The sequence below is a fragment of the Porphyromonas sp. COT-108 OH1349 genome (assembly GCF_000768755.1).
GTDB classification, from domain to species: domain Bacteria; phylum Bacteroidota; class Bacteroidia; order Bacteroidales; family Porphyromonadaceae; genus Porphyromonas_A; species Porphyromonas_A canoris.
The window spans coordinates 244,078-268,966 of sequence record NZ_JRAH01000034.1; the positions used below are offsets into that span (position 1 = coordinate 244,078).

Annotated in this window: 17 protein-coding genes; 5 read left to right on the top strand and 12 right to left on the bottom strand. The window is 42.4% G+C overall.

Features of this window, described 5'->3' with window-relative positions:
• Positions 1-7 precede the first annotated feature (7 nt).
• From gnd to JT26_RS08860, 3 genes are read right to left on the bottom strand one after another with little or no spacing between them, the layout of a single operon-like run.
• Positions 8-1,468 carry a decarboxylating NADP(+)-dependent phosphogluconate dehydrogenase gene (gene gnd / locus JT26_RS08850; protein ID WP_036792263.1) on the bottom strand — a complete coding sequence of 487 codons (1,461 nt, stop codon included), beginning with the start codon at positions 1,466-1,468 and terminating at the stop codon, positions 8-10.
• Positions 1,469-1,470: 2 nt separating this feature from the next.
• Positions 1,471-2,205, bottom strand: a complete 735-nt coding sequence (locus tag JT26_RS08855; protein ID WP_036848934.1) for a copper homeostasis protein CutC — start codon at positions 2,203-2,205, stop codon at positions 1,471-1,473.
• Positions 2,202-4,829, bottom strand: coding sequence for a glycoside hydrolase family 2 protein (locus JT26_RS08860; RefSeq protein ID WP_036848935.1), 2,628 nt, complete (start codon positions 4,827-4,829; stop codon positions 2,202-2,204). Before JT26_RS08860 ends, JT26_RS08855 begins: the two co-directional genes overlap by 4 nt.
• Positions 4,830-5,427: 598 nt before the next feature.
• Between JT26_RS08860 and JT26_RS08865 the strand changes: the two genes are divergently transcribed.
• From JT26_RS08865 to JT26_RS08880, 4 genes are all read left to right on the top strand, one after another.
• The gene (locus JT26_RS08865; protein ID WP_036848936.1) at positions 5,428-7,359 is read left to right on the top strand and encodes an NAD(+) synthase; all 1,932 of its coding nucleotides are present in this window, start codon (positions 5,428-5,430) and stop codon (positions 7,357-7,359) included.
• Positions 7,360-7,387: 28 nt separating this feature from the next.
• Positions 7,388-8,998: an ABC-F family ATP-binding cassette domain-containing protein gene (locus JT26_RS08870; protein WP_036792272.1), complete on the top strand. Its 1,611-nt coding sequence runs from the start codon at positions 7,388-7,390 to the stop codon at positions 8,996-8,998.
• Positions 8,999-9,118: 120 nt separating this feature from the next.
• Positions 9,119-10,042 carry a hypothetical protein gene (locus tag JT26_RS08875; protein WP_152567016.1) on the top strand — a complete coding sequence of 308 codons (924 nt, stop codon included), beginning with the start codon at positions 9,119-9,121 and terminating at the stop codon, positions 10,040-10,042.
• Positions 10,043-10,058: 16 nt separating this feature from the next.
• Positions 10,059-11,063 (top strand): hypothetical protein, encoded by a 1,005-nt coding sequence (locus tag JT26_RS08880; RefSeq protein WP_036848941.1) that lies wholly within the window; start codon positions 10,059-10,061, stop codon positions 11,061-11,063.
• 138 nt (positions 11,064-11,201) lie between these two features.
• Here JT26_RS08880 and JT26_RS08885 read toward each other — a convergent pair whose 3' ends face one another.
• From JT26_RS08885 to panD, 9 genes are all read right to left on the bottom strand, one after another.
• Positions 11,202-12,500: an acetyl-CoA hydrolase/transferase family protein gene (locus JT26_RS08885; RefSeq protein WP_036848946.1), complete on the bottom strand. Its 1,299-nt coding sequence runs from the start codon at positions 12,498-12,500 to the stop codon at positions 11,202-11,204.
• Between the two features lie 137 nt (positions 12,501-12,637).
• Entirely contained in the window at positions 12,638-15,499 is a 2,862-nt protein-coding gene (gene gcvP, locus JT26_RS08890) for an aminomethyl-transferring glycine dehydrogenase (RefSeq protein ID WP_036848947.1), read from the bottom strand.
• A 47-nt stretch (positions 15,500-15,546) separates the two neighbouring features.
• On the bottom strand, positions 15,547-16,194 hold the full coding sequence (locus tag JT26_RS08895) for an MBL fold metallo-hydrolase (RefSeq protein WP_052079299.1): 648 nt from the start codon (positions 16,192-16,194) through the stop codon (positions 15,547-15,549).
• Positions 16,191-16,820, bottom strand: coding sequence for a 16S rRNA (guanine(527)-N(7))-methyltransferase RsmG (gene rsmG / locus JT26_RS08900; protein ID WP_036848948.1), 630 nt, complete (start codon positions 16,818-16,820; stop codon positions 16,191-16,193). The genes JT26_RS08895 and rsmG overlap by 4 nt, the downstream gene beginning before the upstream one ends.
• Before the next feature lie 25 nt (positions 16,821-16,845).
• A complete protein-coding gene (locus JT26_RS08905; protein WP_036792290.1) occupies positions 16,846-17,769 on the bottom strand; it encodes an RsiV family protein in 924 nt (307 codons plus the stop codon).
• A gap of 22 nt (positions 17,770-17,791) precedes the next feature.
• A complete protein-coding gene (gene recQ, locus JT26_RS08910; protein WP_036848949.1) occupies positions 17,792-19,978 on the bottom strand; it encodes a DNA helicase RecQ in 2,187 nt (728 codons plus the stop codon).
• Between the two features lie 178 nt (positions 19,979-20,156).
• Positions 20,157-21,464 (bottom strand): ATP-dependent Clp protease ATP-binding subunit ClpX, encoded by a 1,308-nt coding sequence (clpX, locus tag JT26_RS08915; protein ID WP_036792295.1) that lies wholly within the window; start codon positions 21,462-21,464, stop codon positions 20,157-20,159.
• 11 nt (positions 21,465-21,475) lie between these two features.
• Positions 21,476-22,177: an ATP-dependent Clp endopeptidase proteolytic subunit ClpP gene (clpP, locus tag JT26_RS08920; protein WP_369794016.1), complete on the bottom strand. Its 702-nt coding sequence runs from the start codon at positions 22,175-22,177 to the stop codon at positions 21,476-21,478.
• 44 nt (positions 22,178-22,221) lie between these two features.
• Positions 22,222-22,575 (bottom strand): aspartate 1-decarboxylase, encoded by a 354-nt coding sequence (gene panD, locus JT26_RS08925; RefSeq protein ID WP_036848957.1) that lies wholly within the window; start codon positions 22,573-22,575, stop codon positions 22,222-22,224.
• A 489-nt stretch (positions 22,576-23,064) separates the two neighbouring features.
• Here panD and JT26_RS08935 point away from each other — a divergent pair, with 489 nt between their 5' ends.
• Positions 23,065-24,795 carry a glycoside hydrolase family 3 protein gene (locus tag JT26_RS08935; RefSeq protein ID WP_052110491.1) on the top strand — a complete coding sequence of 577 codons (1,731 nt, stop codon included), beginning with the start codon at positions 23,065-23,067 and terminating at the stop codon, positions 24,793-24,795.
• Positions 24,796-24,889 lie beyond the last annotated feature (94 nt).

Consider the following 24,889-nt stretch of genomic DNA (forward strand, 5'->3'; position numbering starts at 1 on the left):
CTGTTATCTATACAGCATAAACAGTAGAAGCCGTAGTTCCGCCCTCGCCTGTCCAGTTTTCATGATAAAATTCACCTCTTGGGCGATCCGTTCTCTCAAATGTATGAGCCCCGAAAAAGTCTCTTTGTGCTTGCAACATATTCGCCGGAAGAACCTTTGTGGTCAATGAGTGGAAGTAGTTGATCGAGCTGCTGCATGCAGGAATCGGAAGCCCTGATATAATACAGACAGATACTACTTCCCGCCAATCATCCAATGCTTGCTCTATTTCTTTTTTGAAGAACTCGTCCAATAAAAGATTTTCCAAGTCCGGATTTCTTGTCAAAGCATTAGAAATTTCACCTAAGAACGCCGAACGAATGATACATCCCCCTCTCCAGATACGAGCTACTGCTGCTAAGTCTATACCCCAATTGTGTTCATTGGATGCTGCCTTTATGAGTTGGAAGCCTTGTGCATAAGATACCAACTTTGACGCATACATCGCATTTTCGATCTTATGTTCGGGATTACCACTTCCTTTGAATGGTTCCGGTACAAGAAACGGATTGTATAAAGCCGCAGCCTTTTCACGTAAATCTTTAAGAGCAGACAGGCTTCTTTCATACACTGCAGTAGAGATCAGGTTAAGCGGTATACCAAATTCAAGAGAGTTGATAACCGACCATTTCCCCGTTCCTTTCTGTCCTGCGGCATCGAGGATATAGTCTATAAGATGATTACCATCCTTGTCTCGGAATCTGAGTATCTGCTCTGTAATCTCAACGAGATAGCTTTCCAGCTTTCCTTTATTCCACTCTCCAAAAATGTCTGCCATCCTGTCATTGGAGTAGTTGAGCAGCTTCTTCATGATGAAATAAGCCTCCGAGATGATCTGCATATCACCATACTCTATACCATTATGCACCATCTTCACAAAGTGTCCTGCACCTCCGCCGCCAATCCAAGCGCAACAAGGAGTTCCGTCTTTCGCTTTGGCAGATATTTTCTCCAGTATCGGAAGGATATGCTCCTTCGCTTCGGCTGCTCCTCCCGGCATTATTGAAGGTCCGTTCAAAGCACCTTCCTCTCCGCCGGAAATACCGCTACCGACAAAGTAGATACCTCTTTCGTAGAGCTCCTCCACACGTCTTTCGCTATCGGTATAGTTGGAGTTGCCTCCATCCATTATGATATCTCCCTTTTCCAGATAGGGTAGAAGTTGTTGAATGACTGCATCCACAGGACCTCCTGCCTTAATCATCAAGATGATTTTTCGAGGTCTTTCTATCGAAGCAACAAACTCTTCGATATTCTTGAATCCTTGAAAGTTTTTCCCTTTTGCCCGCCCATTGATAAATCTGTCCACCGTCTCTCCACTTCTGTTATATACCGAGACACGGTATCCGTTCCGTTCAATGTTTAGAGCAAGGTTCTCACCCATTACGGCAAGACCTATCAATCCTATATTTGAAAGATTAGAGTTCATATTCAGCTTATGATGTTAATAATTTCTTTTACCTTCTCGGCATCTGTCTGAGGAGTGCTATACTCTTCCACAACCACGGTTCCTCCCATGCTTACAACGCTGTTTCTATATCGCATTTTGCTTTCGATGGGAGAGCGGAAAGAGCCATGCACCTCTTTTACACCTGTCATTTGTACTATCTCATGCACGTTAGAAGCATTTACTCCACAGCCTGCCATGATTGCTATTCTGTCTTGAGCTTCTCGTACAAGCATGGCTATGGTGGAGACTCCCTCTAATGCGGAGGGCATACATCCGGATGTAAGAATGCGATCGAACCCTAACTCGATAATATCTTCCAATGCCTGCTTCGGATCTTTAGCCATATCGAAAGCTCTGTGAAAAGTAACCGGAGAGCCTTGTGCAGCCTCTATGAGTCTTTTGCAAACCTCTTTATCTACCTCTCCATCGGGTGTCAAAGCTCCGAATACAAAGCCATCTACTCCCAATGTCCCAAGGATTTTGATATCCTCTATCATCTCTTCCACTTCTGTCGGAGAGTATAGAAAATCTCCTCCTCTTGGACGAATGATGATGTTCAAACCAATACTTACAGCCTCACGAGCTTTTTTTACCATGCCATAAGAGGGGGTAGTGCCACCCTCAGGAATACCGGCACATAGCTCTATACGTTGTGCGCCTCCTTCTTGAGCAGCAATACAAGAAGCTACAGAATTGGCACAAATTTCTAATATCATATTGTTCCTATTATTTTGTACTTGTTGTGAATTTCATTCATGGTTTTCAGCTCCAACTTCAAAGGCGTTTTCTTTGAAATTTCGGCATGTCTGATAATAATGTCTCTTTGCTCTCCGGGGAAGAGGTCAAAGAAATTATCGCTAAATCTGGTAGCGTGCCAAGGTGTCTCTATAAACAGATCTTTCACCAAACGTTCACTTTGGAAGCGGACTACAGCTTCGCCATCTGTTTGCTTGATAACCTTGTACTTCAATACCTGATCGGGGAGATCCATATCTTTTGTGGCAACTGCGTACCATAGCAGGCGCGCATTATCCTCTTTGGTAGAGACACTGATCGAAAGCACTCTTTCTGTAATATTCTCCGCCATTGCAATATCTCTTTTGGAGAAGAGACCCACCTGCGTAACGCTGTTAGCCGCTATCACAGGCAGAGAGATTGTTTTAGTGTACAGCTTTTTGCCTTGAACTGTTTTTGTCTCCAAGCGAAGAGATCCACCGGGAAGTGCATTCAGCTTGTCATTTGCAACAAATATGGCAAGAGAATCTTTCCCTATATCTTTCGTCATGACAGCTACCGGAGCGTATGCTTCACGTGTTGTATAGTGCATTCCTTTATAGTTTTGGAAAAAGTCCACACTGCTCCACGACACAGCGGGCCAAGCATCATTCAACTGCCAATAGAGAGACCCCATGCAGGTGGGACGCTCTCTTCGCATGCTGCGAATGGATTTGGCCATACCTCTCCCGTGAAGAACCTGACCGACATAGACAAAGTCTTCAAACTTTTCAGGCACTACGTACTCACGTTCCATGTACTCCTTTATCAGTCCGTTGCCTGTCGAAGCTTTCTGGTGCACCTTCATCACCTCTGTTTCGAGCCCGTAATCTTCAGGAAGAGCAAATGTCGATATTGTCTTCATGGAGGGGAAAGACTGAAAGCCATACTCACTCACAAAACGCATCGGGTACTTGTCGAAGACTTCAAAAGGCTGTTTACCATACCACAGTCCCCAATAGTGAATATCTCCGTTCGTGAATGTTTGAGGCTGTCCCCAGTTGGAACCCATCGGAGAGCCGTGAATGTAATCGAATCTTGGAGCATATTCTTTTATAATGCTTGGAAGTAACTCATGAAATAAAGGGGCATAGCTGTCTTTGAGCTGCTGATAATGTTGTGGAGAGAGTCGCTTCTGCCAGCCCCAATAGAGTATTCCCTCTTCTATCTCATTATTACCACACCAGAATGCTATACAGGGATGATTTCTCAGACGCTTTACTTGATAGATGGCTTCCTGACGTACATTGTCCAGGAACGAACTATCCGCAGGATAAGCAGTACAGCCGAACATGAAGTCCTGCCATACCAGCAAGCCTCTTCGGTTTGCTTCTGTATAGAATCTGTCATCCTCGTATGCTCCTCCTCCCCAAACGCGAATCATGTTCATGTTGGCGAACTCGACATCATCGAACAGCGACTTAAAGTACTCGTCTGTTCGTGTCGTAAGCATCAAATTTCCGGGTATATAGTTGGCTCCTTTGGCAAATATCGGGCGTCTGTTTACCTCAAAATAGAACGATGTCCCCTTGTCATCCGGTTTATTGATCAGCTTGATCTCCCTGATTCCTATCTCCGAAATATTTCTGTCTATCTCTTTTTTGTCTTTATCCAACAGGCGTATGGTGAGTGTGTACAGATTTGCTTTGCCCCATTCTCTTGGCCACCACAGCTCCGGATCTTGGATCAAGAAGCGGAATGTCTTCTTTTGCAGACCACTCTTATCCATATCGGCAGACCACTTTTTGCCGTTCTGCTTGGAGGTGAGTTCCGCTTGGGCAAAATAAACTTCCTTATCAAACGAGTCGCATTCCACGTTTACGACAACGGATGCCTGCTTGGCACTATTTTCTCCGGACCACTCTATTTTGCTCTCTACATCCACAAAGGCGATGCGTGCAGTATGATATGTAGAAAGACGTACCTCTTTCCAAATGCCCATGGTAACCATACGCATTCCCCAGTCCCAGCCGTAATGATAAGGAGCTTTCCGTGTAAAAGGGCTGTAACGAATAGGGAAGTGGTCGTTGTCGGCAGGGTAGTTGAATCCGTTTGAAAGGTATTGCGAATGAACCGTACCGATAGGAGACTTAAGATGTACCACCAGATGGTTCTCCCCTTTTACGAGCTTACCCGTAACATCATAGCTGTAAGCCAAAAACATATTTTTTGTCGAGCCAAGATGTTCGCCATTGAGATAAACCTCTCCAAATGTGTCTATCCCGTCAAACTCCAGCATCTGTCTTGTTCCCGAAGTCCTATCAATCTCCGATATATCAAACGATGTGGCATAGACCCAGTCCTGATCCGATACCCACTGAACCTTCTTCTCATTGTCCCGATAGTAGGGGAGAGAAAGCCTCTTCTCTTTGATAAGATTTTCCTGCACCACAGAGGGCACAACACAGCTGCTCCAAAGGGTATCTTTCAAACTCTTGTAACGCCAATTTCTTAATACCTCGCTCTTGATCCCGACACGATTGGAAGCATCGGCATAAGTGGAAAGTCTCGATGGGATCAGGAGCGTTAAAAACAGTAGAAGTAAAATGGATCTATTCTTATTCATTTCTCGCTTTTTATTTTGGGGTATAGCCCACAATCTCATACAAAAATAGCAATTTTATTTGCTCTTTCTCTCAAATTTCCTGCAGGTGGAAAAAAGGGGCATTTTTCGACATCTCCATTCCCGGAAATAAGATCTGTTTTCCGAATGGAGGTGATGTCCTGCAAATCTTCTCTTTACAATGACTTTTTCCGATGCCGTATGATTACTTATTTTTGAGCCGTTCATAAGTTGTGATGAACGTGTTTAGAATCTTCTTTTAATCGCTAAAGAGTTACTAATCAAATGCTTATTTTGGGAAGTCAAGGCTTGAATTTTACAAATTAAGCCTTGATTTATGGCATTCAAAGTTTGGTTGCAAATCTTTAACGGGAATAGAGCAAGATTTTACTGTATTAAACGCTGTTTTTGAAGCCGTTTACAAGAGAATTTATCGCCGGATGGTGTAAGAAAGCGTCAAGAAAAGAGTAGAGACGGCAGTTAAGCAGGCACAACAATAGGTAGATTGATAAATCTTCCCTACCTTTACACTAAAATCATTCAACATACAGAATAAGAAGATCGAGAACAACAGACCAATAATCTACGTGTATAGCGATATATGAAACATGGATATGTAAAAGTGGCAGCAGGCGTGCCATTTGTGAAAGTTGCAGACTGCAACTATAATATAGAGCGCATAGAGAAGCTCATCTTTAAGGCTTGTGAAAAAGGGGTGGAGATTATCACCTTTCCCGAGCTGTGTATTACGGGCTATACTTGCTCGGATCTGTTTATACAACCATTCCTGCAACGGCAGGCAGAAGAGGCACTCTGTACTTTGGTAGAGCGTACCAAGGAGACGGATATCCTTGTTTTTGTCGGTATGCCTATCCGTGTGGAACAGCGTCTGTACAATGCCGCCATTGCTTTCCAAAATGGTAAGATCTTGGGAGCCATCCCTAAAACGTTCCTTCCCAATTATAGAGAGTTTCAAGAGAGACGCTGGTTCTCTTCTGCCAATGAGCTTTCGCTCTCGCATATCAATATCAAAGATTTTGTTGTACCCATCGGACACAATCTCCTGTTCAAGTATAAGCAGATAGGGATAGGCGTGGAGATCTGCGAAGATATGTGGACTGCCACCCCTCCGGGTACTCGTCTTTCTCTCTATGGAGCACATATCATCTTCAACCTTTCCGCAAGTAATGAGAATGCCGGAAAGCATGCCTATCTGAGAGCACTCATTAGCGGTAACTCCGCACAAGCAATATGCGGATATGTGTATGCTTCCTGCGGATACGGAGAGAGCTCTACAGACTTGGTCTATACCGGGAAAGCATTCATCGCGGAAAATGGAGAGATTTTGTCGGAAATGGAGCGTTTTGAATATGGTGAACGCCTATTGATAAACGATATAGACGTAGAATATATACGCACGGAACGGCTTATCAATACCTCGTTTAAGAGTGTTGCTTCCGTGGTGTGCACGGAAGAGATGACGGAGATACCTTTCTACCTTAACGAGGTTAAAGAGTACGATATGACTCGCCCCGTGGAGAAGTATCCCTTTATGCCCTCTTCCAAAAACTGGAAAGAGCGTTGCCAAGAGATGTGGGATATACAGATGTCTGCTCTCTTCCAGCGTCTTATCCATATCGGAACGAAGAAAGCCGTGATAGGTATAAGCGGTGGTCTGGACAGCACGCTTACTCTGATGGTTGCCGTACATGCGTTCGACTTTATGGGTTGGGACAGAAAAGGAATCATAGGAGTAACGATGCCGGGTTTTGGAACATCGGAAAGGACATACAATAACGCCAAAACCATGATGAACGGACTCGGTATCTCCACCAGAGAAGTAGAGATCACCGAACCGGTCCGAAATCATCTTGCTGCCATAGGACACGATGGAAAGAGCTACGATGTTACGTTTGAGAATGCTCAGGCTCGTGAACGTGCGCAGATCCTTATGGATATAGCGAATATGGAAGGAGCTATCGTGTTGGGAACAGGAGACCTTTCGGAGCTGGCTTTAGGGTGGACCACCTTTGCCGGTGATCATATGTCGATGTACAACGTGAATGCCTCTATTCCAAAGACTGTCGTGCGTCTGATGGTAGAACATATTGCTGACAATGGTGGCTATGCAAAGGTTGTGGAGGATGCTTTAAGGGATGTCTTGAAGACTCCGGTAAGCCCGGAACTTCTCCCCGAAAAGGATAAGGATGGTACCAACAGGCAAAGCACGGAAGCTATTATAGGTCCGTACGAACTGCATGACTTTTTCTTGTATCACATGATACATAATGCTTTCTCTCCGACAAAGATACTTTTCATGGCAGGCAAGGCTTTTGGAGATAAGTATTCTAAGGATATGCTGAAGCGTACAATGACCACGTTTATAAGGAGATTCTTTAGCAATCAGTTTAAGAGAAACTGTAGCCCGGATGCTCCAAAGGTTGGAGCTATCACACTCTCCCCAAGAGGAGGATGGCGTATGCCGAGTGATGCAGTGGGAGAAATGTGGATAAGAGAAATAGAAAAGTTTTAATTTATAGACAAAGAAGAAGCGATATTAGATGATTACACTTAGCGAACTAACTATTCAGTTTGGAAAGAGGGCGTTGTTTCAGGATGTCAATATGAAGTTTACATCCGGAAACTGCTACGGAATTATAGGTGCCAACGGGGCAGGGAAGTCTACTCTTTTAAGAGCTATAAGTGGAGACCTTGAGCCTACAAAGGGAAGCGTGATCCTCGGACCGGGCGAACGGTTGTCCGTACTAAAGCAAGACCACTTCGAGTTTGACGAGTTTAGCGTTATGGATACAGTCCTTATGGGACATTCTGTACTCTGGAATGTGATGAAGGAGAAAGATGCTCTCTATGCAAAGGAAGACTTTACAGACGAGGATGGTATCCGTGCCGCAGATCTTGAAGAAAAGTTTGCCGAAATGGAAGGATGGAATGCCGAAAGCGATGCAGCCATACTTCTTTCCGGGCTTGGAATAAAAGAGGATCTGCACTATGCACAGATGAAAGACTTGAGTGGTAAGGAAAAGGTTCGTGTTCTTCTTGCCAGAGCGTTGTATGGTAAGCCGGATAATCTGCTTCTGGATGAGCCTACAAACGATTTGGACCTCGATACCGTACATTGGTTGATAAACTATCTTGCAGACTTTGAGAATACCGTTTTGGTCGTTAGTCACGACCGCCACTTCCTCGATTCGGTGTGTACGCACACCGTGGACATAGACTATGGTAAGATACAAATGTTTGCAGGGAACTACAGCTTCTGGTACGAAAGTTCTCAACTGGCTCTCAGACAACAGCAACAGCAAAATAAAAAGTTGGAAGAGAAGCGGAAAGAGCTTGAAGAGTTTATCAGACGCTTTAGTGCTAATGTCGCTAAAAGTAAGCAGACAACCAGTAGAAAGAAGATGTTGGAAAAGCTCAATGTGGATGAGATACAGCCTTCATCTCGCCGCTATCCGGGTATTCTGTTCCAACCGGATAGAGAAGCCGGAAACAAGATATTGGAAATCAAAGGGCTTTCATACAAACTGGATGGAGAGTATCTCTTCAAAGATTTGAATTTTAACATCGAAAAAGGTGAAAAAGTAGTCTTTTTGAGCCGAGATCCAAGAGCCATGACAGCATTCTTTGAGATTATAAATGGCAATGAGAAAGACTATGAGGGAGAGTATGACTGGGGGCAGACGATCACAACTGCTTATCTTCCTTTGGATAACACAGCCTTTTTTGACACAGATATGAATCTTATAGAGTGGATCAGTCAGTTTGCAAAAGATACAAACGAGGTCTATCTAAAGGGGTATCTTGGGCGGATGCTCTTTTCCGGAGAGGAGATTCTTAAGAAAGCTTCTGTACTTTCCGGAGGGGAGAAGATGCGCTGTATGATCTCTCGCATGATGCTTAAAGATGCTAATGTTTTGATATTGGATACCCCTACGAATCATTTGGATTTGGAATCTATACAAGCATTTAATAACACTCTGAAGACTTACTCCGGTAATATCTTATTTGCAAGTCATGACCATGAGTTTATACAGACCGTAGCCAATCGCATCATAGAGCTTGGACCTAAGGGACATATAGATAAGCTTATGGAGTATGACGACTATATTGTGGACTCTCTCGTGGAGTCGCAAAGAGAGCGGATATATTAGACTAAGGGTATATCCGCTGATTGTGGGAGTGTAAGTATTCAGACCTAAAACCTTAAAAAGATGAGAAAGTTTATTTTTTGTATTGCTGCTATGTGCACCCTGTTTTTTACAGGAAGAGAGATGAAGGCACAAGAAAAAACAATTAACTGGGAAGGTAAACCCATCTTGCGCGTCTTCGGAGAGTATTCCCAAGGGCTAAATAAAAATACTCGCTCTCAGTTTCTTCTTAATCGGAGTTATCTCGGTTATAGTATAACAACGAATACTCCTTGGAGCGGAGAAGTGGTACTGGATTTGGCTCCCATAGATGGCAGGTATCAGATGGTGCCAAAGTATGCCTCTGTAAATTATGATGTAGAGAAGCTAACCGTGAGAAGCGGTCTTGTGGAAACCGGTGTAGCCCTTGAACATGAAATGGAATGGGGACATCGCTATGTGGGACCGGCTTTCCTTTATGTGCATGGCTTCGCATCGAGTGCCGACTTGGGTGTCTATCTCAATTATCGTCCGACGGATTATTTTAAGCTATATGCTTCTGTAACGAATGGTGAAGGCTGGTTCAATCTGGCTGTGGACAGTCGCATTCAATTTTATTCCGGTATCAACATCAGCACTCCCGTGGGATTAAGACTGAATGCACTTGCTGCAATTACTCCGGATTTGAAGGTCGGAAATACTCCCGAAGACTTTGCTCCTAGAACTCTGTTGGGAGGTATGATTGCCTATAACACGAAACCATTTAGAGTTGCAGCGGAATATAATGTACTGTCTCACGCTCAATTTGGTGAAGATGACGGTATTATTAAGGGAGGAGCTATCTATTCTACGGTCTATTTGAAGCCGGAGCTTTCTCTTTTTGCCAGATGGGATCATGTGGATATTAAGGTAGGAAAAACCGATAAATCTATACCAAAGGATGTTATATGTGGTGGGCTTTCTTATCGCTTCAATAAGTATTTTGGGGTGTTCCCGTACTTCAAGTATGCGAATGTTGATGGCTATACTACCGCCTCTTTGGCTCTTGGTATTGACTTCGTATTTTAGTAGAGAATAAAACAGTATGATAAAGGTAGGAATAGTAGGGAGTGAAGGTTTTATGGTGGGCGAGCTTATAGCTCTGCTCATAAATCATGAGGATGTAGTACTGGAAAAAGTTTATGCTCCGGAGCATGTTGGTGAGATGGTTTCCCATATTCATCCGGGGCTTTTCAACTTTAGAGAAATTGTTTTTACGGATAATGCAGACTTCTCGGAGTTGGAGGTTCTTTTCGTTTGCCTTAACAGCGCACGGGCAAAAGCTTTTTACTCATCTCATATACTGCCAGAGAGCTTGAAAGTTATAGACTTCTCTTATGAACTGCGCCCACTGGATGAGCAGAGAGTAGCTAAGACAGCAGAACTTTGTTCCGGACGGGAGTTTGTGTATGGCTTACCTGAAATGAATAGAAGGGCTATCTGTAATGCCTCATCAGTTTCTGTACCGGGAAGTTTTGCAAACTCCGTCATTGTCGGACTCATTCCTTTAGCCAAGCATCTGCTTATGAACAGTGAGCTGCATGTCTCTTCCGTGATAGGACATACAGAGAATGCTGCAAGACCACAAAGTTCGGCTATTCATTACGATTCGATGAGTGATAGGATTACTCTTTATCACCCTTTTGAACACAGGCAAACGAAAGAGATGGAATATGCTCTGAGATGTTGTCAGAATAGCTTTACTCAGCCGATTAACTTTTTGCCGATACGAGGGAACTTTGTTCGAGGAACCTATGCTTGCACCTACTTTGATATAGATGTCTCTTTGGATGAAATAAAGAAGTTCTATAGAGAACATTTTGATGATCACTCCTTTGTCTATATTCAAGATACGGTTCCGGATATCAGACAAGTGGTGAATACCAATTATTCTATAATCCATTTGATGAAGTACGGAAGAAAACTAATGGTTGTAAGTGTACAGGATAATCTTCTTAAAGGTGGAGCAGGAACTGCAGTACATATTATGAACTTGATGTGTGGACTGGTAGAAACTACCGGCTTGAAACTAAAGCCGGTAACTTATTAGGTATCTATTCCTCTTATATTGTCAAGGATATATAGACTCGTTTATATAAGAAGCAACCGCTTTGAAATAGCTCTTAAGAGACTATTCAAAGCGGTTGCTTTCGTATATCAAGTAGTTTGAACCTTTCTGTTGGTTGGATTAGAAGATCTTCTTAATATTGAAGCGAGTATAAGCCTCTTTTTCCAACTCTTCTCTGAATCGAGGATCTGCAATAGCACATAGTGCCAATGCTCGCTCCCTTTCACTTTTGCCAAACAGGTGGGCAATACCGTGTTCGGTAACGATGTAGTCAACGTCCGTTCTGCCTGAAGTAACGTTGTTCCCGGCAGAAAGGGATGGAACGATGCGGGAAATAGTTCCATTCTTTGCTGTTGAGTGTACAGTAATAATGCTCTTTCCTCCTCTGGAATATCTTGCTCCTCGAAGGAAGTCTACTTGTCCTCCGGTTCCACTGTATTGTCTTCCATTGACTTTTTCAGAGCAGAGTTGCCCATATAAGTCAACTTCTATCGTAGAATTGATAGATACAAAGTTTTCATTTTTTCCAACTTCAAAAGGATTGTTTGTGAAATCCACAGGATAGAGGAGAATGTCGTCATTGTTGTGCATGAAGTCGTACATTTCTTGAGATCCCATGGCAAATGCAGTGAGTACTTTATTGGGTAAAACTCCTTTTTTTGATCCGTTGACTGCTCCGCTTTTAATCAGATTCATGATGGCATCGGTCATCAACTCTGTATGTATTCCAAGATCTTTTCTGTCGTGAAGTTTGGAGAGAACAGCCTCTGGAACAGAGCCAATTCCTACTTGAATACAAGCACCATCCCCTATAAGAGAAGTACAATACTCTGCTATTTTTTGATCTGTCTCTGTAATGGGAGAGGAAGCAATGGTAAGATTCTCCATGGGAGCTTCGACCATGAAATCTATTTCATCTACTGACAGAAAATTGTCTCCATACACATACGGCAGGTTAGGGTTGACCATTGCAATAACTCGCTTCGCTGCTCTTGCAGCAGGTAGGGTATAGTCAGAAGCCAGAGACAAGGAGCAGCGACCATTGGCATCGGGTGGGGTTACTTGAATAAAAGCCCAATCCGGTTCGTATCCTCCTCCGGGGAGAAAGTGATATGGAATAATATGAAAGTGCATTGGTACAAACTCTGCACGATTATCTGCCACAGCATCTCTCATAGCTCCTCCGGTGATGAACGGAGCTCGTGTCTGGAAGTGAGCTTGAGCATCGGGGCGTGTGTGAACAGGGTCTCCCAAATAAATTAGGTGGAATATCTTTACTCCAAATAATCTTTCTCGCTGACGATATAACTCTTCTAATAGTAAGATTGGAGAGACCGCTCCATGTCCAAGAACTATCTTATCATTACTCTTGACATGAGATATAGCCTCTGTAATAGAGACATAATTGCATTTTTTCATATAGCGATAAGTGATAATAGTGTTTAGTATAAAAGAGAAAGGTGTACTCTACCTCTATATTGAATCGAAGCAGAGTACACCTTAAGGTTATATGTCAAAGTCTATTTTAACGAACATAATTAGTTCTATGCGCCTCGTTAGTTTTCCACAACGCAGCAAGACATTGTAGCTACTAAGTTACGATCTCCAAAACCTCCATCTGCTCGAGCAACATTGATCCAGAACTTATTCTCTAACAAATATGGAAGAGCAAATGCTGCTTTACTTCTTGAGTATGGGAATGGCCATTCATCTGCCGTAACTTCATATTGTGGGTGTGGAGCATTTTTGAGAACGTTATTCGCAGGATCTGCTTTTCCTTCTTTCACTTCCTCTATCTCACGACGGATACATCTCATAACGTCTATGAAGCGGTTAAGCTCATCTAAGCTTTCACTCTCGGTTGGCTCTATCATGAGTGTGCCATGAACAGGGAATGACAGCGTAGGAGCATGGTACCCAAAGTCCATGAGACGTTTTGCGATATCGGTCTCATCTATTCCTGTCTCTTCTTTTAACTTGCGACATTCCAAGATAAGTTCGTGTCCCACTCTGCCTGTTTTACCGGTATATACAATTCCATACTCTTTTTCCAAGCATTTAGCCATGTAGTTTGCACTAAGAATTGCTATAGCGGTACTTCTTTTAAGACCTTCTACACCTAACATTCTAATGTATGCGTAAGTGATACCGAAGATCACCGCACTACCAAATGGCGCTGCAGATACTGGAGTAACACCATCTCCATAGATGAGAGAATGACTTGGCAAGAATGGTTTAAGGTGTTCTTTCACACATATAGGGCCTACGCCAGGACCACCTCCACCATGAGGAATGGCAAATGTTTTATGTAGATTCAAGTGGCATACATCCGCTCCGATATATCCCGGATTGGTAAAACCTACTTGTGCATTCATATTTGCTCCATCAAGATAAACTTGTCCTCCGTTGTCATGAATAATTTGGCAAAGCTTCTTTATCTCCGGTTCAAATATACCATGAGTAGAAGGATAGGTAATCATTGTTCCGGCAAGGCGGTCTGCATTCTCCTTTGCTTTCTTTTCAAAGTCTTCCACATCCACATTGCCATCATTATCACAAGCCACTGTTACGGTCTTGTAACCGCATTGTATAGCACTTGCAGGATTGGTACCGTGAGCAGAAATAGGAAGCAGTATGATGTCTCGATGAGACTGTCCTATCGATTCATGATAATTTCTGATAGTTCTAAGACCTGCATATTCACCGGACGCTCCGGAATTAGGTTGAAGGCATGCATAAGGTAATCCCGTAATCTCTCCAAGATAACCGGAAAGGTTGTCCAACATTTCCATATATCCCTCTGTCTGATCTTTAGGAGCATAAGGGTGTATAAAGGCAAATTGAGGATTACTTAGAATGAATAGTTCTGACGCTGCATTCAGCTTCATTGTACATGATCCGAGAGAAATCATAGAGTGCGCCAAAGAAATATCTTTTCTTTCCAAACGCTTGATATATCTCATGAGTTCTGTCTCTGTATGATATTTTTCAAAGACATCAAAGCGCAAGAAATCGCTTTTACGTACCATACTTTGTGGTAGCTTAGCTGTGCATCTATCTGAATCGTAACATACGTTAGTGTCAACCTCCAGTCCTTTAGCTTGAGCAAAAATATAGTGAAGCATTCCCAAATCGCTTTCTAATGTTGTCTCATCAACGGAAATACCGATGGTTCCACTCTTATCATATCTGAAATTGACTCGTACTTCTTCAGCTATTTCTCTTATCTTGGCGATTTCTTGTTCTGAAAGTGATTCTAAGACAATGGTATCAAAGAATGACTCACTCTTTATTTGGTAGCCAAGATCTTTAAGAAGAATAGCCAAACGGTTGGCATACCCATGCACTCTTTCTGCTATATCTCTCAAGCCATCTGCCCCATGATATACAGCATACATACCTGCCATTGTAGCCAAAAGAGCTTGAGCTGTACAGATATTTGATGTCGCCTTTTCACGTTTGATGTGTTGCTCGCGAGTTTGAAGAGCCAAACGGTATATTGGACGATCATTACGATCTTTTGACAGCCCAACTATGCGACCCGGTATAGCTCTTTTATAGTCATCATGAGCAGAAAGGAATGCTGCGGAAGGACCTCCAAAATACATAGGAATACCAAAGCGTTGCGAAGAACCAAAGACTATATCGGCTCCCCATTCTCCTGGAGGAGTCAGAATAGCAAGAGAAAGAATATCTGCGGCAACAGCAACACGTACATCCGCAGCGTGAGAGCGTTCTACGAGTTGAGTATAATCTTTTACCTCTCCATTGGCATCAGGATACTGAACAACTATTCCAAATACATCTTCGGAAAGTTCTGCACTAAATACATCGCATACTTCTACGGAAATACCTTGAGGGATACAACGAGTGTTAATAACATCTATGGTTGACTGCCATACTCGTTCATCTACCAAAACTTTAGTTGCTTTCTTTTTTGATTTTGGAAGCGTATTGTACAGCATAGCCACGGCTTCTGCTCCGGCTGTTGCTTCATCTAATAATGAGCAGTTTGTCAAAGGAAGGCCGGTTAGTTCTGTTACCACTGTTTGGAAGTTAAATAATGCCTCCAAACGTCCTTGAGAAATTTCGGCTTGATAAGGAGTATATGAAGTGTACCAGCTTGGATTTTCAAGAATATTTCTCTGTATTGGTGCAGGAGTGCATGTGTCATACCATCCCATACCTATATAAGATGTAAAGACTTTATTCTTGCTACCTAACTCAGAGATATGTTCTATAAGCTCTCTCTCTGTGAGTGGAGATGGAAGGTTAAGTTCCTTAGGAAGATGTATATTTGAAGGTATGGTTTGTTCTATCAGTTCGTTCAAACTTTTAACTCCCACACGTTCCAACATTTCTTGTTGATCTTTTTCCGAAATACCTACGTGACGGATAGAAAAATCTAATGTATTCATATCATGATTAAGAATAATGGATTTTTATAATGTTTTTGATAATTATGCTATAACCTAAAGAAAGGATTTGTTTGCTGTTCAATGCCGACCGTTGTACTCGGCCCATGTCCGGAATAAATTGTGGTTTCAGAAGGCAACGTATAAATCTTATCGAATATGGACTGTTCTAACACTTCGTAAGATCCTCCCCACAGATCGGTACGCCCTATCCCCCCTGCAAATATAACATCTCCTGAAAACATACATTGCTGTGTTGGTAAGAAAAATGCTACGTGTGCCGGAGAGTGTCCTGGTACCGATAGTACTTGTAGTGGTTCTCCAATAAGTGTTTTCATATTAGGATCCAAGGCCTCAAAACATGTATCATCTAATTTAGAATCAAGTGTTAAACCAAAGGCTCGTAGCTGATCTTTCAAAGAGGGTAATATTTCTCGTTCTTCTTGAGATACGTAGGTCTTAATGCCAAAAGAATCCCATACGAACGGGGCACCCCAAACATGGTCAAAATGAAAATGAGTAGCAAGAGATATGTTTAGAGTAAGATTCTTCTCAGATAAGAAAGATAGGATTGTATTCCACTCTTTAGGGTTTGAAGCACCGCAATCTATAAGAACTGCTTCTCCTTTTTCATTGTACAGGAGATAGCTATTTTCTCCCGCCAGATTAAATGAAAATGTCTTTATATGTAAGATCATAAGGGCAAGAAAACTACTTTTTTCGACTCAAAGAATGGCAGATCAAAATACTCCAAAATGTTTTCTTGGATAGCTATATTTTTTACATTTCGTAGCTCAGCCTCCAAACTCCCTCCTTTCAAAGCTATTATCCCATTGGGGATGCCATTTTTCTGATTTTTTCTATCTATTAGTTTTTGAGCTAGTCCTCTTAAAATATCCATAGATAGAGCTCCACGACTTACGATAAATTGATATTTGTCATTCAGGTTTTCCGCTCTTGTGTGAATGGTTCTCACATTTTCAAGTCTTGTCTTTAATATGACATCATCAACCACTTTCAGCTTTTTCCCTATACTGTCTATTAGGGTAAATTTTGCTTCCGGGAACATAATGGCAAGAGGTATTCCGGGAAAACCTCCCCCTGTACCAATATCAAGGATTGTAGTGTCATGCTTAAAGGAGACAAACTTTGCTATGGCAAGAGAGTGCAAAATATGATTGCAGACAAGGTTGTCTACATCCTTTCTGGATATAACATTTATCTTGCTATTCCAGTCCAGATAGAGACTCGGTAACAAGCTGAACTGCTCTTTCTGACGATCTGTAAGAGAGGGAAAAAATTTATATATAAGCTCTACATTCATAAAGATCGAGTGTATATAATATTCTCTACAACGAAGAGTCTATTATTAAAGGTTCTTTGAAAACGGGCTTTAGATCACTATACGGAACGTTCACTTCTATTCGCCCCATAGACGAAGGAGCGATTTCGTAAGGATCGAAGATAAATGTCAAGCCGGTATCTGAAAAATAAAAATCTTCTCCGACATGAATATCGGAGTAATGAAAAAAGCCTTTGTTACTTAAATCTTCCTCCGTTACGGCAGAATAGTCCCTCATTAGGGCTTTAACCACAAAACTTGATACTAACTCTTCAGAGTTAAGGTTGATAATAGAGTCCAAGTATATTCTGCTACCTTTTTCCAAGTCTATGTTATATGCAGCAGAACGAATGGTTTTATCATCCTCTCCCAAGCTGCTCTCAACAAACTGTACCACGGAAGCAACATTATGTTTATTGTATATCAAAGAATCTTTCACAGAGATAAACCAAGTAGATGCCGACGAGAGCTTTTCATCCTCAATATCGCCAAACTGCATTGCAGTGTAGTAAGATTTAAGGTTGGCCTTGAAGTTATCAATGTAAGTAGAGAAATAAGAATTAACTCTCGACTCTTCCGTATTACTCTTTGTTATCGCATACTGTTTAGGTGAGACAAAAGAGAGTATCCTATGTATATTTTGCTCTAAAACACTCAAGTTTTTAGATAAAACTTTAGGGGAGATAAGAGACATTTCTATATAAAGAGTGGCGACTTTAAGTTCTTTTGTAACAGCCGCATCTATCCCCCAAGCCAATAAAGAGTCTTTGTTTATCGCTATGAGGGTATCTCTTCTGATATTGTTCCAGGAAATAGAAGAGTTCAGATCTTCTATTTTCTGAGAATCGTTCTCTTCTTCTTTGGCAATGCAAGATGTACTGATATGTGCCAAAAGAAGAAAACAGGAGAGAAGAAAAAGAGATGCCTTCATAGAAACTTACCGGGGATGTTGTTTAATTAGCCACATCGGACAAGAAATAAATTCTTACCAGCCTTACCTCTTCTTCTTCAATATCGGGACCGAGTGCTTCTATTGCGGTTTTTAAGTCGTCGGTAGTGGAGTTCTTGAAATATTCAAAGATTTCTTCTGTCTGCTCTTCATCCAAAAGATCTTTTATGATATAGTCTATATTTATTTTCGTTCCACTATACACGATCCCCTCTATTTCATCAAGAAGTTCATCAAATTCCAGATTGAAGTTATTGGCAATATCCTCAAGAGACACCTTTCTGTCTATGAGCTGAACAATGGAAACTTTAAGTTTGGACTTATTGGGAACTATCCTGATTCTGATATCTTCCGGTCTCTCGATCTCATTCTCTTTAACATAAGAGCTTATCAGTTCCACAAACTCAGCTCCATAGCGTTGAGCTTTGTTTTGTCCTACTCCCGAAATATTGGATAGTTCACTTATGGTTACCGGATAAAACATCGCCATATCGTTCAAGCTTTGCTCTTGGAATATCACGTAAGGAGGCAAATCCAACTTTTTGGCAATCTTTTTCCGTAGATCTTTCAGCATTGAGAATAAAATGGGGTCGGACGCTCCGCCACCGGACCCTTTAAGCTCTACATCTTCGCTGCTTTCTTCGGAAGCATCTTCCATCTGAATCGTAAAAGAAGTGGGCTTCTTACGAAAAGACTTTCCCTTTGTTGTCAGTTTAAGTACTCCTAAGTTTTCTATATCTTTTGAGATATATCCATCTATGAGAGCCTGTCTTATTACGGTTTCCAGCTTTTCTTTATCCTCTTCTACTACGGAACCAAATTCCTCAAGGTCGGCATGTTTATAGGTTGTTACATCAGCAGTTTCCTCTCCGGAAAGTATCGTGATTACATATTCGGCAGGGAACTTCTCCTTTAGTGCCGCAATTGCGTCCAATACGTTAAGTAATAAATCTTTTGCTTCCACTTGCTTTGTTATTCTTTTACAGTTGTCACAGTTACAACAATTAGCTTGTTCGTAAACCTCTCCAAAGTAATGCAGCAGGAATTTGCGTCTGCATATAGAGGTTCGAGAAAATTCAGAAACATCAGACAGTAACTGTTTGATGATTTCCCTTTCATTTACACTTTTATTTTTGGATATAAGAAACTTTTCCAGCTTTTCCATATCCTTTTCATCATAGTAGGCAATACACAGTCCTTCTCCTCCGTCTCTTCCGGCTCTTCCGGTCTCTTGATAATATCCCTCGAGGCTTTTAGGCATGTCGTGATGTATGACAAAGCGTACATCCGGCTTGTCTATTCCCATACCGAAAGCGATGGTCGCTACTATCACATCCGCATCCTCATTCAGAAAAGCATCCTGATTTGTGCTTCTCTGTATGGAATCCATGCCGGCATGATAAGCCATCGCTTTTATGTTGTTTGTCTTCAGAAGCTCTGTTATCTCATCTACTTTCGTCCGGCTCATACAGTAGATTATGCCTGTCTTGCCTGTATGTTGCTTTATGAAGCGAATCATATCTTTTTCAAATTCGCTATTCTTGTGTCGAACTTCGTAGTAGAGATTCTCTCTGTTGAAGGAGCTTTTATAGACTTTGGCATTTACCATGCCGAGGTTTTTCTGGATGTCGCTTTGCACCTTAGGCGTTGCGGTTGCTGTCAGAGCGATTATAGGTTTAGTACCTATCTCATCCATCAATGTCCTTATCCGGCGATATTCCGGACGAAAGTCATGTCCCCATTCAGAGATACAGTGAGCTTCATCCACTGCATAGAAAGATATGTTTATCTGTCTAAGCAGTTCTATATTGTCTTGTTTTGTAAGACTTTCAGGAGCTACATATAAGAGCTTTGTTTGCCCCGAGATAACGTCCGCTTTTACCTGCTCTAATGCCGCCTTATTCAAAGATGAATTGATATAGTGTGCCGTTGATTCTTTTTCCGTGTATGAACGGATGGCATCAACCTGATTTTTCATCAATGCTATCAGCGGAGATATTACAATGGCTGTCCCTTCCAACATAAGAGCCGGGAGTTGGTAGCAAAGGCTCTTTCCTCCTCCCGTAGGCATCAACACAAAAGTATCGTTACCCTCTATGATACTTTGAATAATCTCCTTTTGTGTTGCCTTAAAAGAGTCAAAGCCAAAGTGCTTTTTCAGATGCTCTGTCAGTCGTAAAGAGTTAGCCATTATTACAGATAATAAGTAGTATTGGTATCTATAGTCTTAAAACTATTGCTTTATTCTTCGAGTGGTTCTCACTTTAAGGAAAGTGTTAAGAATCCTTCCCTATTTGAAGTTAAATATAGCAATAAAACGAATATACCAACCACTTCTCATGATATTTCTTTGAAAATATCGGCTTTCTCTACAAATACCCCTCTTTGAAATCTGTCAGATCGATATGTCCCTTTGCGTACTCCAAGTCTATGTGCAGTCTTTTCTCCTGACTTGAAGGCATATTGAACATTGCTTCTCTCATCAATCTTTCAAAAACACCTCGAAGGCCGCGAGCTCCAAGCTTGTATTCCAAAGCGACATCTACGATAAAATCATAAACCTCTTCGGATATATCCAAGTCTATACCATCCATTTTCATTAGCAGCTTGTACTGTTTTGAGATGGCATTTTTCGGTTCTGTCAAGATCATTCTCAGGGCATTCCTATCCAAAGGCAGCAGATGGGTGAGGACGGGAACACGTCCCACTATCTCAGGAATAAGACCAAAAGACTTAAGATCTGCAGGCAAGAGATACTTCAAAAGATCCAGCTCCCCAAGTTTTTTATGCTTGTTTTCCACGCCATATCCCACCACTTTGGTATTCAGACGTTTGGCGATACGCTTCTCTATACCATCAAATGCCCCTCCACAGATAAAAAGAATGTTGCTTGTATTGATCTTAACCATCTTTTGCTCCGGATGTTTGCGTCCGCCTTCGGGGGGAACATTGACATCCGTACCTTCAAGAAGTTTAAGCATACTCTGTTGCACGCCTTCACCGCTCACGTCTCTTGTGATGGATGGATTGTCGCTTTTTCTTGCGATTTTATCTATCTCGTCTATAAAGACTATGCCTTTCTCTGCGGACGATACGTCATAGTCTGCTGCTTGAAGCAGGCGAGACAAAATGCTTTCCACGTCTTCTCCGACATATCCGGCTTGGGTAAACACTGTAGCGTCCACTATTGTGAACGGAACGTGCAGGAGTTTGGATATGGAGCGAGCCAAAAGAGTCTTTCCCGTTCCTGTGGGTCCAACCATCATGATATTGCTCTTTTCCAACTCCACTTCGCTATCTGCAAGATAAGACAAATCTTTACTTTCGGCAACATTTGCCTGTTTGTACTGCAATCTCTTGTAGTGGTTGTAAACAGCCACTGCAAGTGTTACTTTGGCATCATCCTGTCCTACGACATATTTGTCCAGATAGGCTACTATGTCTTTCGGTTTGGGAAGAAGCTCTAAAGGAGGAAGTTCTACGCTTTTCCCTTTTTTCTTTTTGTTATAGTTGGGGTTTAGTGCCTCTTCTAAAGCATCATGAACGGCATAGGCACACCTGTCACACAGATTTCCTTGAGGGCCCGGAACCAAGATGTCAACCTGATCCACTCCCAATCCGCAAAAAGAGCAGTGCTGCTCCTGTCTATCTTTATCTTCAGACTTTTTCTTACTCATGTACAGGGTTATTAGGCATTCTTGTTGTCATTGCGTACAAGCACCTTATCTATCATTCCGTATTCCAACGCTTCTTGAGACCCCATCCAATAATCTCTGTCGCTGTCTCGCTCTACCTCTTCGATAGATTTCCCGGAATGTTTTGCTATGATGGCATAAAGCTCCTTCTTCACTTTGAGGATCTCTCTTGCCGCTATCTCCATGTCCGAAGCCTGCCCCTGCATTCCGCCGAGAGGCTGATGGATCATGACGCGAGAGTGGGGAAGTGCCATGCGTTTGCCTTTCTCTCCGGCAACCAATATTATTGCAGCCATGGAAGCAGCCATACCGGTACAGATGGTATTAACATCGCAAGAGATATACTGCATGGTATCGTAAATGCCATATCCGGCATAGACGCTGCCTCCGGGTGAGTTTATATATATAGATATATCCTTTCCCGGTTCACTGGTCTCCAAGAACAGAAGCTGTGCTTGTATTACGTTGGCAACATAGTCGTTGATACCGCTGCCGAGAAAGATGATTCTGTCCATCATCAAGCGCGAGAAGACATCCATTTGGGCAACATTCAGCTGGCGTTCTTCAATGATTGAAGGATTGATATATCCGCCTTCGGATCTGGTATTCAAGTGCCCTATATATTGTTCCACTCCGAGGGATGACAGCCCGACATGCTTGGTAGCATATTTCAAGAACTCCTGTGGATTGTACATACTGTTCATATCTTTTATCTGTTATTCATGTATAGACTTCGGGATTACCGAGCCAACTTGTTTGTAGTAGTATCGGGGAATATGATTGTCGGCTTCAGCGTCTTAGCCTCTTCCGGTGTAACCATCGCATAAGCCACGATGATGACGACGTCTCCAACCATAAACTTTCTGGCGGCAGCACCATTAAGGCAGACAATACCGCTGCCTCTCTCTCCGGGTATGGTGTAAGTTTCGATTCGCTCTCCGTTGTTGTTATTAACGATTTGCACTTTTTCTCCCACCAAAATACCCGAAGCGTCCAGAAGATCTTCGTCTATGGTAACACTGCCTACGTAGTCCAGATTGGCTTCCGTAACGTGTACTCTGTGAATCTTGGACTTTAATACTGTGATATACATTGTTTTATATTCAATTATTCGCTACCCTTCATAGCACTTTTTCTACTTGGGTACTCATATTTCGGTACAAAAAAAGGGAAATTCTCCCACCTAACCAAATCTTTCTTTTGGCTCTTTCTTTCAGCCCTCTTTCCATGCTCTGTTCAAGCCTTTATTCTCTGTTTTTTCTCTTTATAGCTGTTGAAAAAATAGATTGATCAGGTATATATTTATGCTTAAATATGATAAGAAGTTGAAATCATGCCTTGGGACGCAAGAAACAAAGTTTGATTTGTAGCCATCAAACCTTGAATATCACAAATCAAAGCACGATTTGTAGAAGATTTAAGGTTCATCGCAACTTTTATTCCCGTTAATCTCTTTATTTGAACACGTTCGGCAAAGAAATGAAAGAGGATCACCACTCCGACCAAGGGAGTGGAAGCCTTAAAGAGTAGAAATACGGCTGTTCTTCTTACATTTGTATAATAGAACAAATAAGCATTTATCATGAATACCAACCCAAACATTCGAGTATCTTATCTCGTTTTTACCGCCCTTGCTCTATTGCTTTGCTCTTTCTCGATTGCTGCTCAATCTGCCAAACATCCCTTAAAACTGTTCGGGAAGAATGCCGAAGCATACTACAGCCAAGCCGACTCCATAATGGAACGGATGAGTTTGGAAGAGAAGGTAGCACAATGTATGATGCCGATGGTCGTCCCTTCTACGGACGCAAATGCCATGAAAAAATGGGATTTTCTTATTGACGGCAAGATGGGAGGTGTGCTCTTCAGAGGGGGAAGTGCGTATGATCAGCTCTTCATGACCAATAGAATGAGAGCAAGAGCCAAAACACCCATGATGGTGGCTTTTGATGGTGAATGGGGGTTGGCTATGAGACTTAAAGGCACAACACGATACCCCAAAAGTATGTTGCTGGGTGCGATAGATGATGCGTCGCTTATGAGGGAGTACGGAGAAGTGGTTGCAGAAGAAGCCAAACAGATGGGCATTCATGTGATGTTTGCCCCTGTTTTGGATGTGAATACCAATCCGGCAAATCCTGTCATCGGTATTCGGAGCTTCGGAGAGGTTCCACAGAATGTGTCTCGCCTGGGCATTGCTTACTCGGAAGGGTTGGAGGCAAATGGTATCCTCTCTTGTGCCAAACATTTTCCCGGACATGGAGACACGCATATAGACTCTCATGAGGCATTGGCAACGGTTTCGGCAGATCGTCAGACTTTGGAAGAGACGGCTCTTCTACCTTTTAGAGAGTATGCTCGTGCCGGAATGGGTAGTATGATGGTCGGGCATCTTCTGGTGCCGTCTCTATCTTCGACATCGTTTCCTGCAAGCTTAAACAGAGATATATCTACCATTCTGCTTAGAGACGGACTCTTGTTCGATGGACTTCTCTTCACGGATGCTCTCGAAATGGAAGGTGCAAAGGAGAATAAAAAGATCAATGTGGCACTTGAAGCTTTCAGAGCCGGAGCAGATGTGTTATTGGGCAGCAATACTCCGTTGGAAGATATTATCACCATAGCCAACGCCGTAAAAAGAGGAGAAGTGCAGAATAATGAAGTGGAAGATAGGTGTCGACGAGTATTGGCATTCAAAATCGCTTTGGGATGTATGGACAGAACAGCTCTCTCTTCGGACAGACTTCTTCAACGTCTTCATGCAAAAAAAGCAGTGCAGCTATCTGAGAAAATGCACGCTCTTGGCATGACTTTGGTGAAAAACAATAACACTCTGCCTTTGAAGCCGAACGATGGAAAAAAGATCGTATTGCTGGTGGATGGAAACGAGAGTTTGATGAATGATTTTGCCCGATACATTCCTCGCCAACTGTTATCGAAAAAGTTCCTTTTGTCTAAAACCAATGCCGGGGAACAGATTCGCAAAGTATCAAAACAGACATCGGACAGGGAACTTCTCCTGCTTGTACTGTCCGGTAAGAGAGTGGAGAATAAAGAGGCTCTTGAATCTTTACAAGTCAAAGGGAAGCCGCTCATCGTGGTGATGGGAACGCCTTATCTTCTTAATGCCTTGCCATTGTTATCCGAAAAAGCTTCCGCTATCTGTGTCGGGTACGAAGATACCTCCATGGCTTGCAAAGCGATGGTTGAAGCCATAACCGGCGTTGCCCCTTTTAGAGGAAAGCTACCGGTCTCCATAGATATCCTGCCCGTTCAAACGGCTTCATACTCCTCGCCTTTGATTAAGCAGTAGAACTATTCGGATCAGGCTAAAAAAGAAATCCCTTAGAGCAAGCACTCTAAGGGATTTTCTCTTTTCTTCTTTATGAAAGATACTTTACAGCACC

What these genes read in the sequence shown, in the direction of transcription:
- JT26_RS08875 (WP_152567016.1), top strand. Translation starts at nt 9,119, where the DNA reads ATGAAGGCACAAGAAAAAACAATTAACTGGGAAGGTAAACCCATCTTG.
- gcvP (WP_036848947.1), bottom strand. Translation starts at nt 15,499, where the DNA reads ATGAATACATTAGATTTTTCTATCCGTCACGTAGGTATTTCGGAAAAA.
- JT26_RS08935 (WP_052110491.1), top strand. Translation starts at nt 23,065, where the DNA reads ATGAATACCAACCCAAACATTCGAGTATCTTATCTCGTTTTTACCGCC.
- panD (WP_036848957.1), bottom strand. Translation starts at nt 22,575, where the DNA reads ATGTATATCACAGTATTAAAGTCCAAGATTCACAGAGTACACGTTACG.
- JT26_RS08905 (WP_036792290.1), bottom strand. Translation starts at nt 17,769, where the DNA reads ATGAAGGCATCTCTTTTTCTTCTCTCCTGTTTTCTTCTTTTGGCACAT.
- clpX (WP_036792295.1), bottom strand. Translation starts at nt 21,464, where the DNA reads ATGAGTAAGAAAAAGTCTGAAGATAAAGATAGACAGGAGCAGCACTGC.
- JT26_RS08855 (WP_036848934.1), bottom strand. Translation starts at nt 2,205, where the DNA reads ATGATATTAGAAATTTGTGCCAATTCTGTAGCTTCTTGTATTGCTGCT.
- JT26_RS08860 (WP_036848935.1), bottom strand. Translation starts at nt 4,829, where the DNA reads ATGAATAAGAATAGATCCATTTTACTTCTACTGTTTTTAACGCTCCTG.
- JT26_RS08880 (WP_036848941.1), top strand. Translation starts at nt 10,059, where the DNA reads ATGATAAAGGTAGGAATAGTAGGGAGTGAAGGTTTTATGGTGGGCGAG.
- rsmG (WP_036848948.1), bottom strand. Translation starts at nt 16,820, where the DNA reads ATGAATGTAGAGCTTATATATAAATTTTTTCCCTCTCTTACAGATCGT.
- gnd (WP_036792263.1), bottom strand. Translation starts at nt 1,468, where the DNA reads ATGAACTCTAATCTTTCAAATATAGGATTGATAGGTCTTGCCGTAATG.
- JT26_RS08870 (WP_036792272.1), top strand. Translation starts at nt 7,388, where the DNA reads ATGATTACACTTAGCGAACTAACTATTCAGTTTGGAAAGAGGGCGTTG.
- JT26_RS08885 (WP_036848946.1), bottom strand. Translation starts at nt 12,500, where the DNA reads ATGAAAAAATGCAATTATGTCTCTATTACAGAGGCTATATCTCATGTC.
- clpP (WP_369794016.1), bottom strand. Translation starts at nt 22,177, where the DNA reads ATGTACAATCCACAGGAGTTCTTGAAATATGCTACCAAGCATGTCGGG.
- recQ (WP_036848949.1), bottom strand. Translation starts at nt 19,978, where the DNA reads ATGGCTAACTCTTTACGACTGACAGAGCATCTGAAAAAGCACTTTGGC.
- JT26_RS08865 (WP_036848936.1), top strand. Translation starts at nt 5,428, where the DNA reads ATGAAACATGGATATGTAAAAGTGGCAGCAGGCGTGCCATTTGTGAAA.
- JT26_RS08895 (WP_052079299.1), bottom strand. Translation starts at nt 16,194, where the DNA reads ATGATCTTACATATAAAGACATTTTCATTTAATCTGGCGGGAGAAAAT.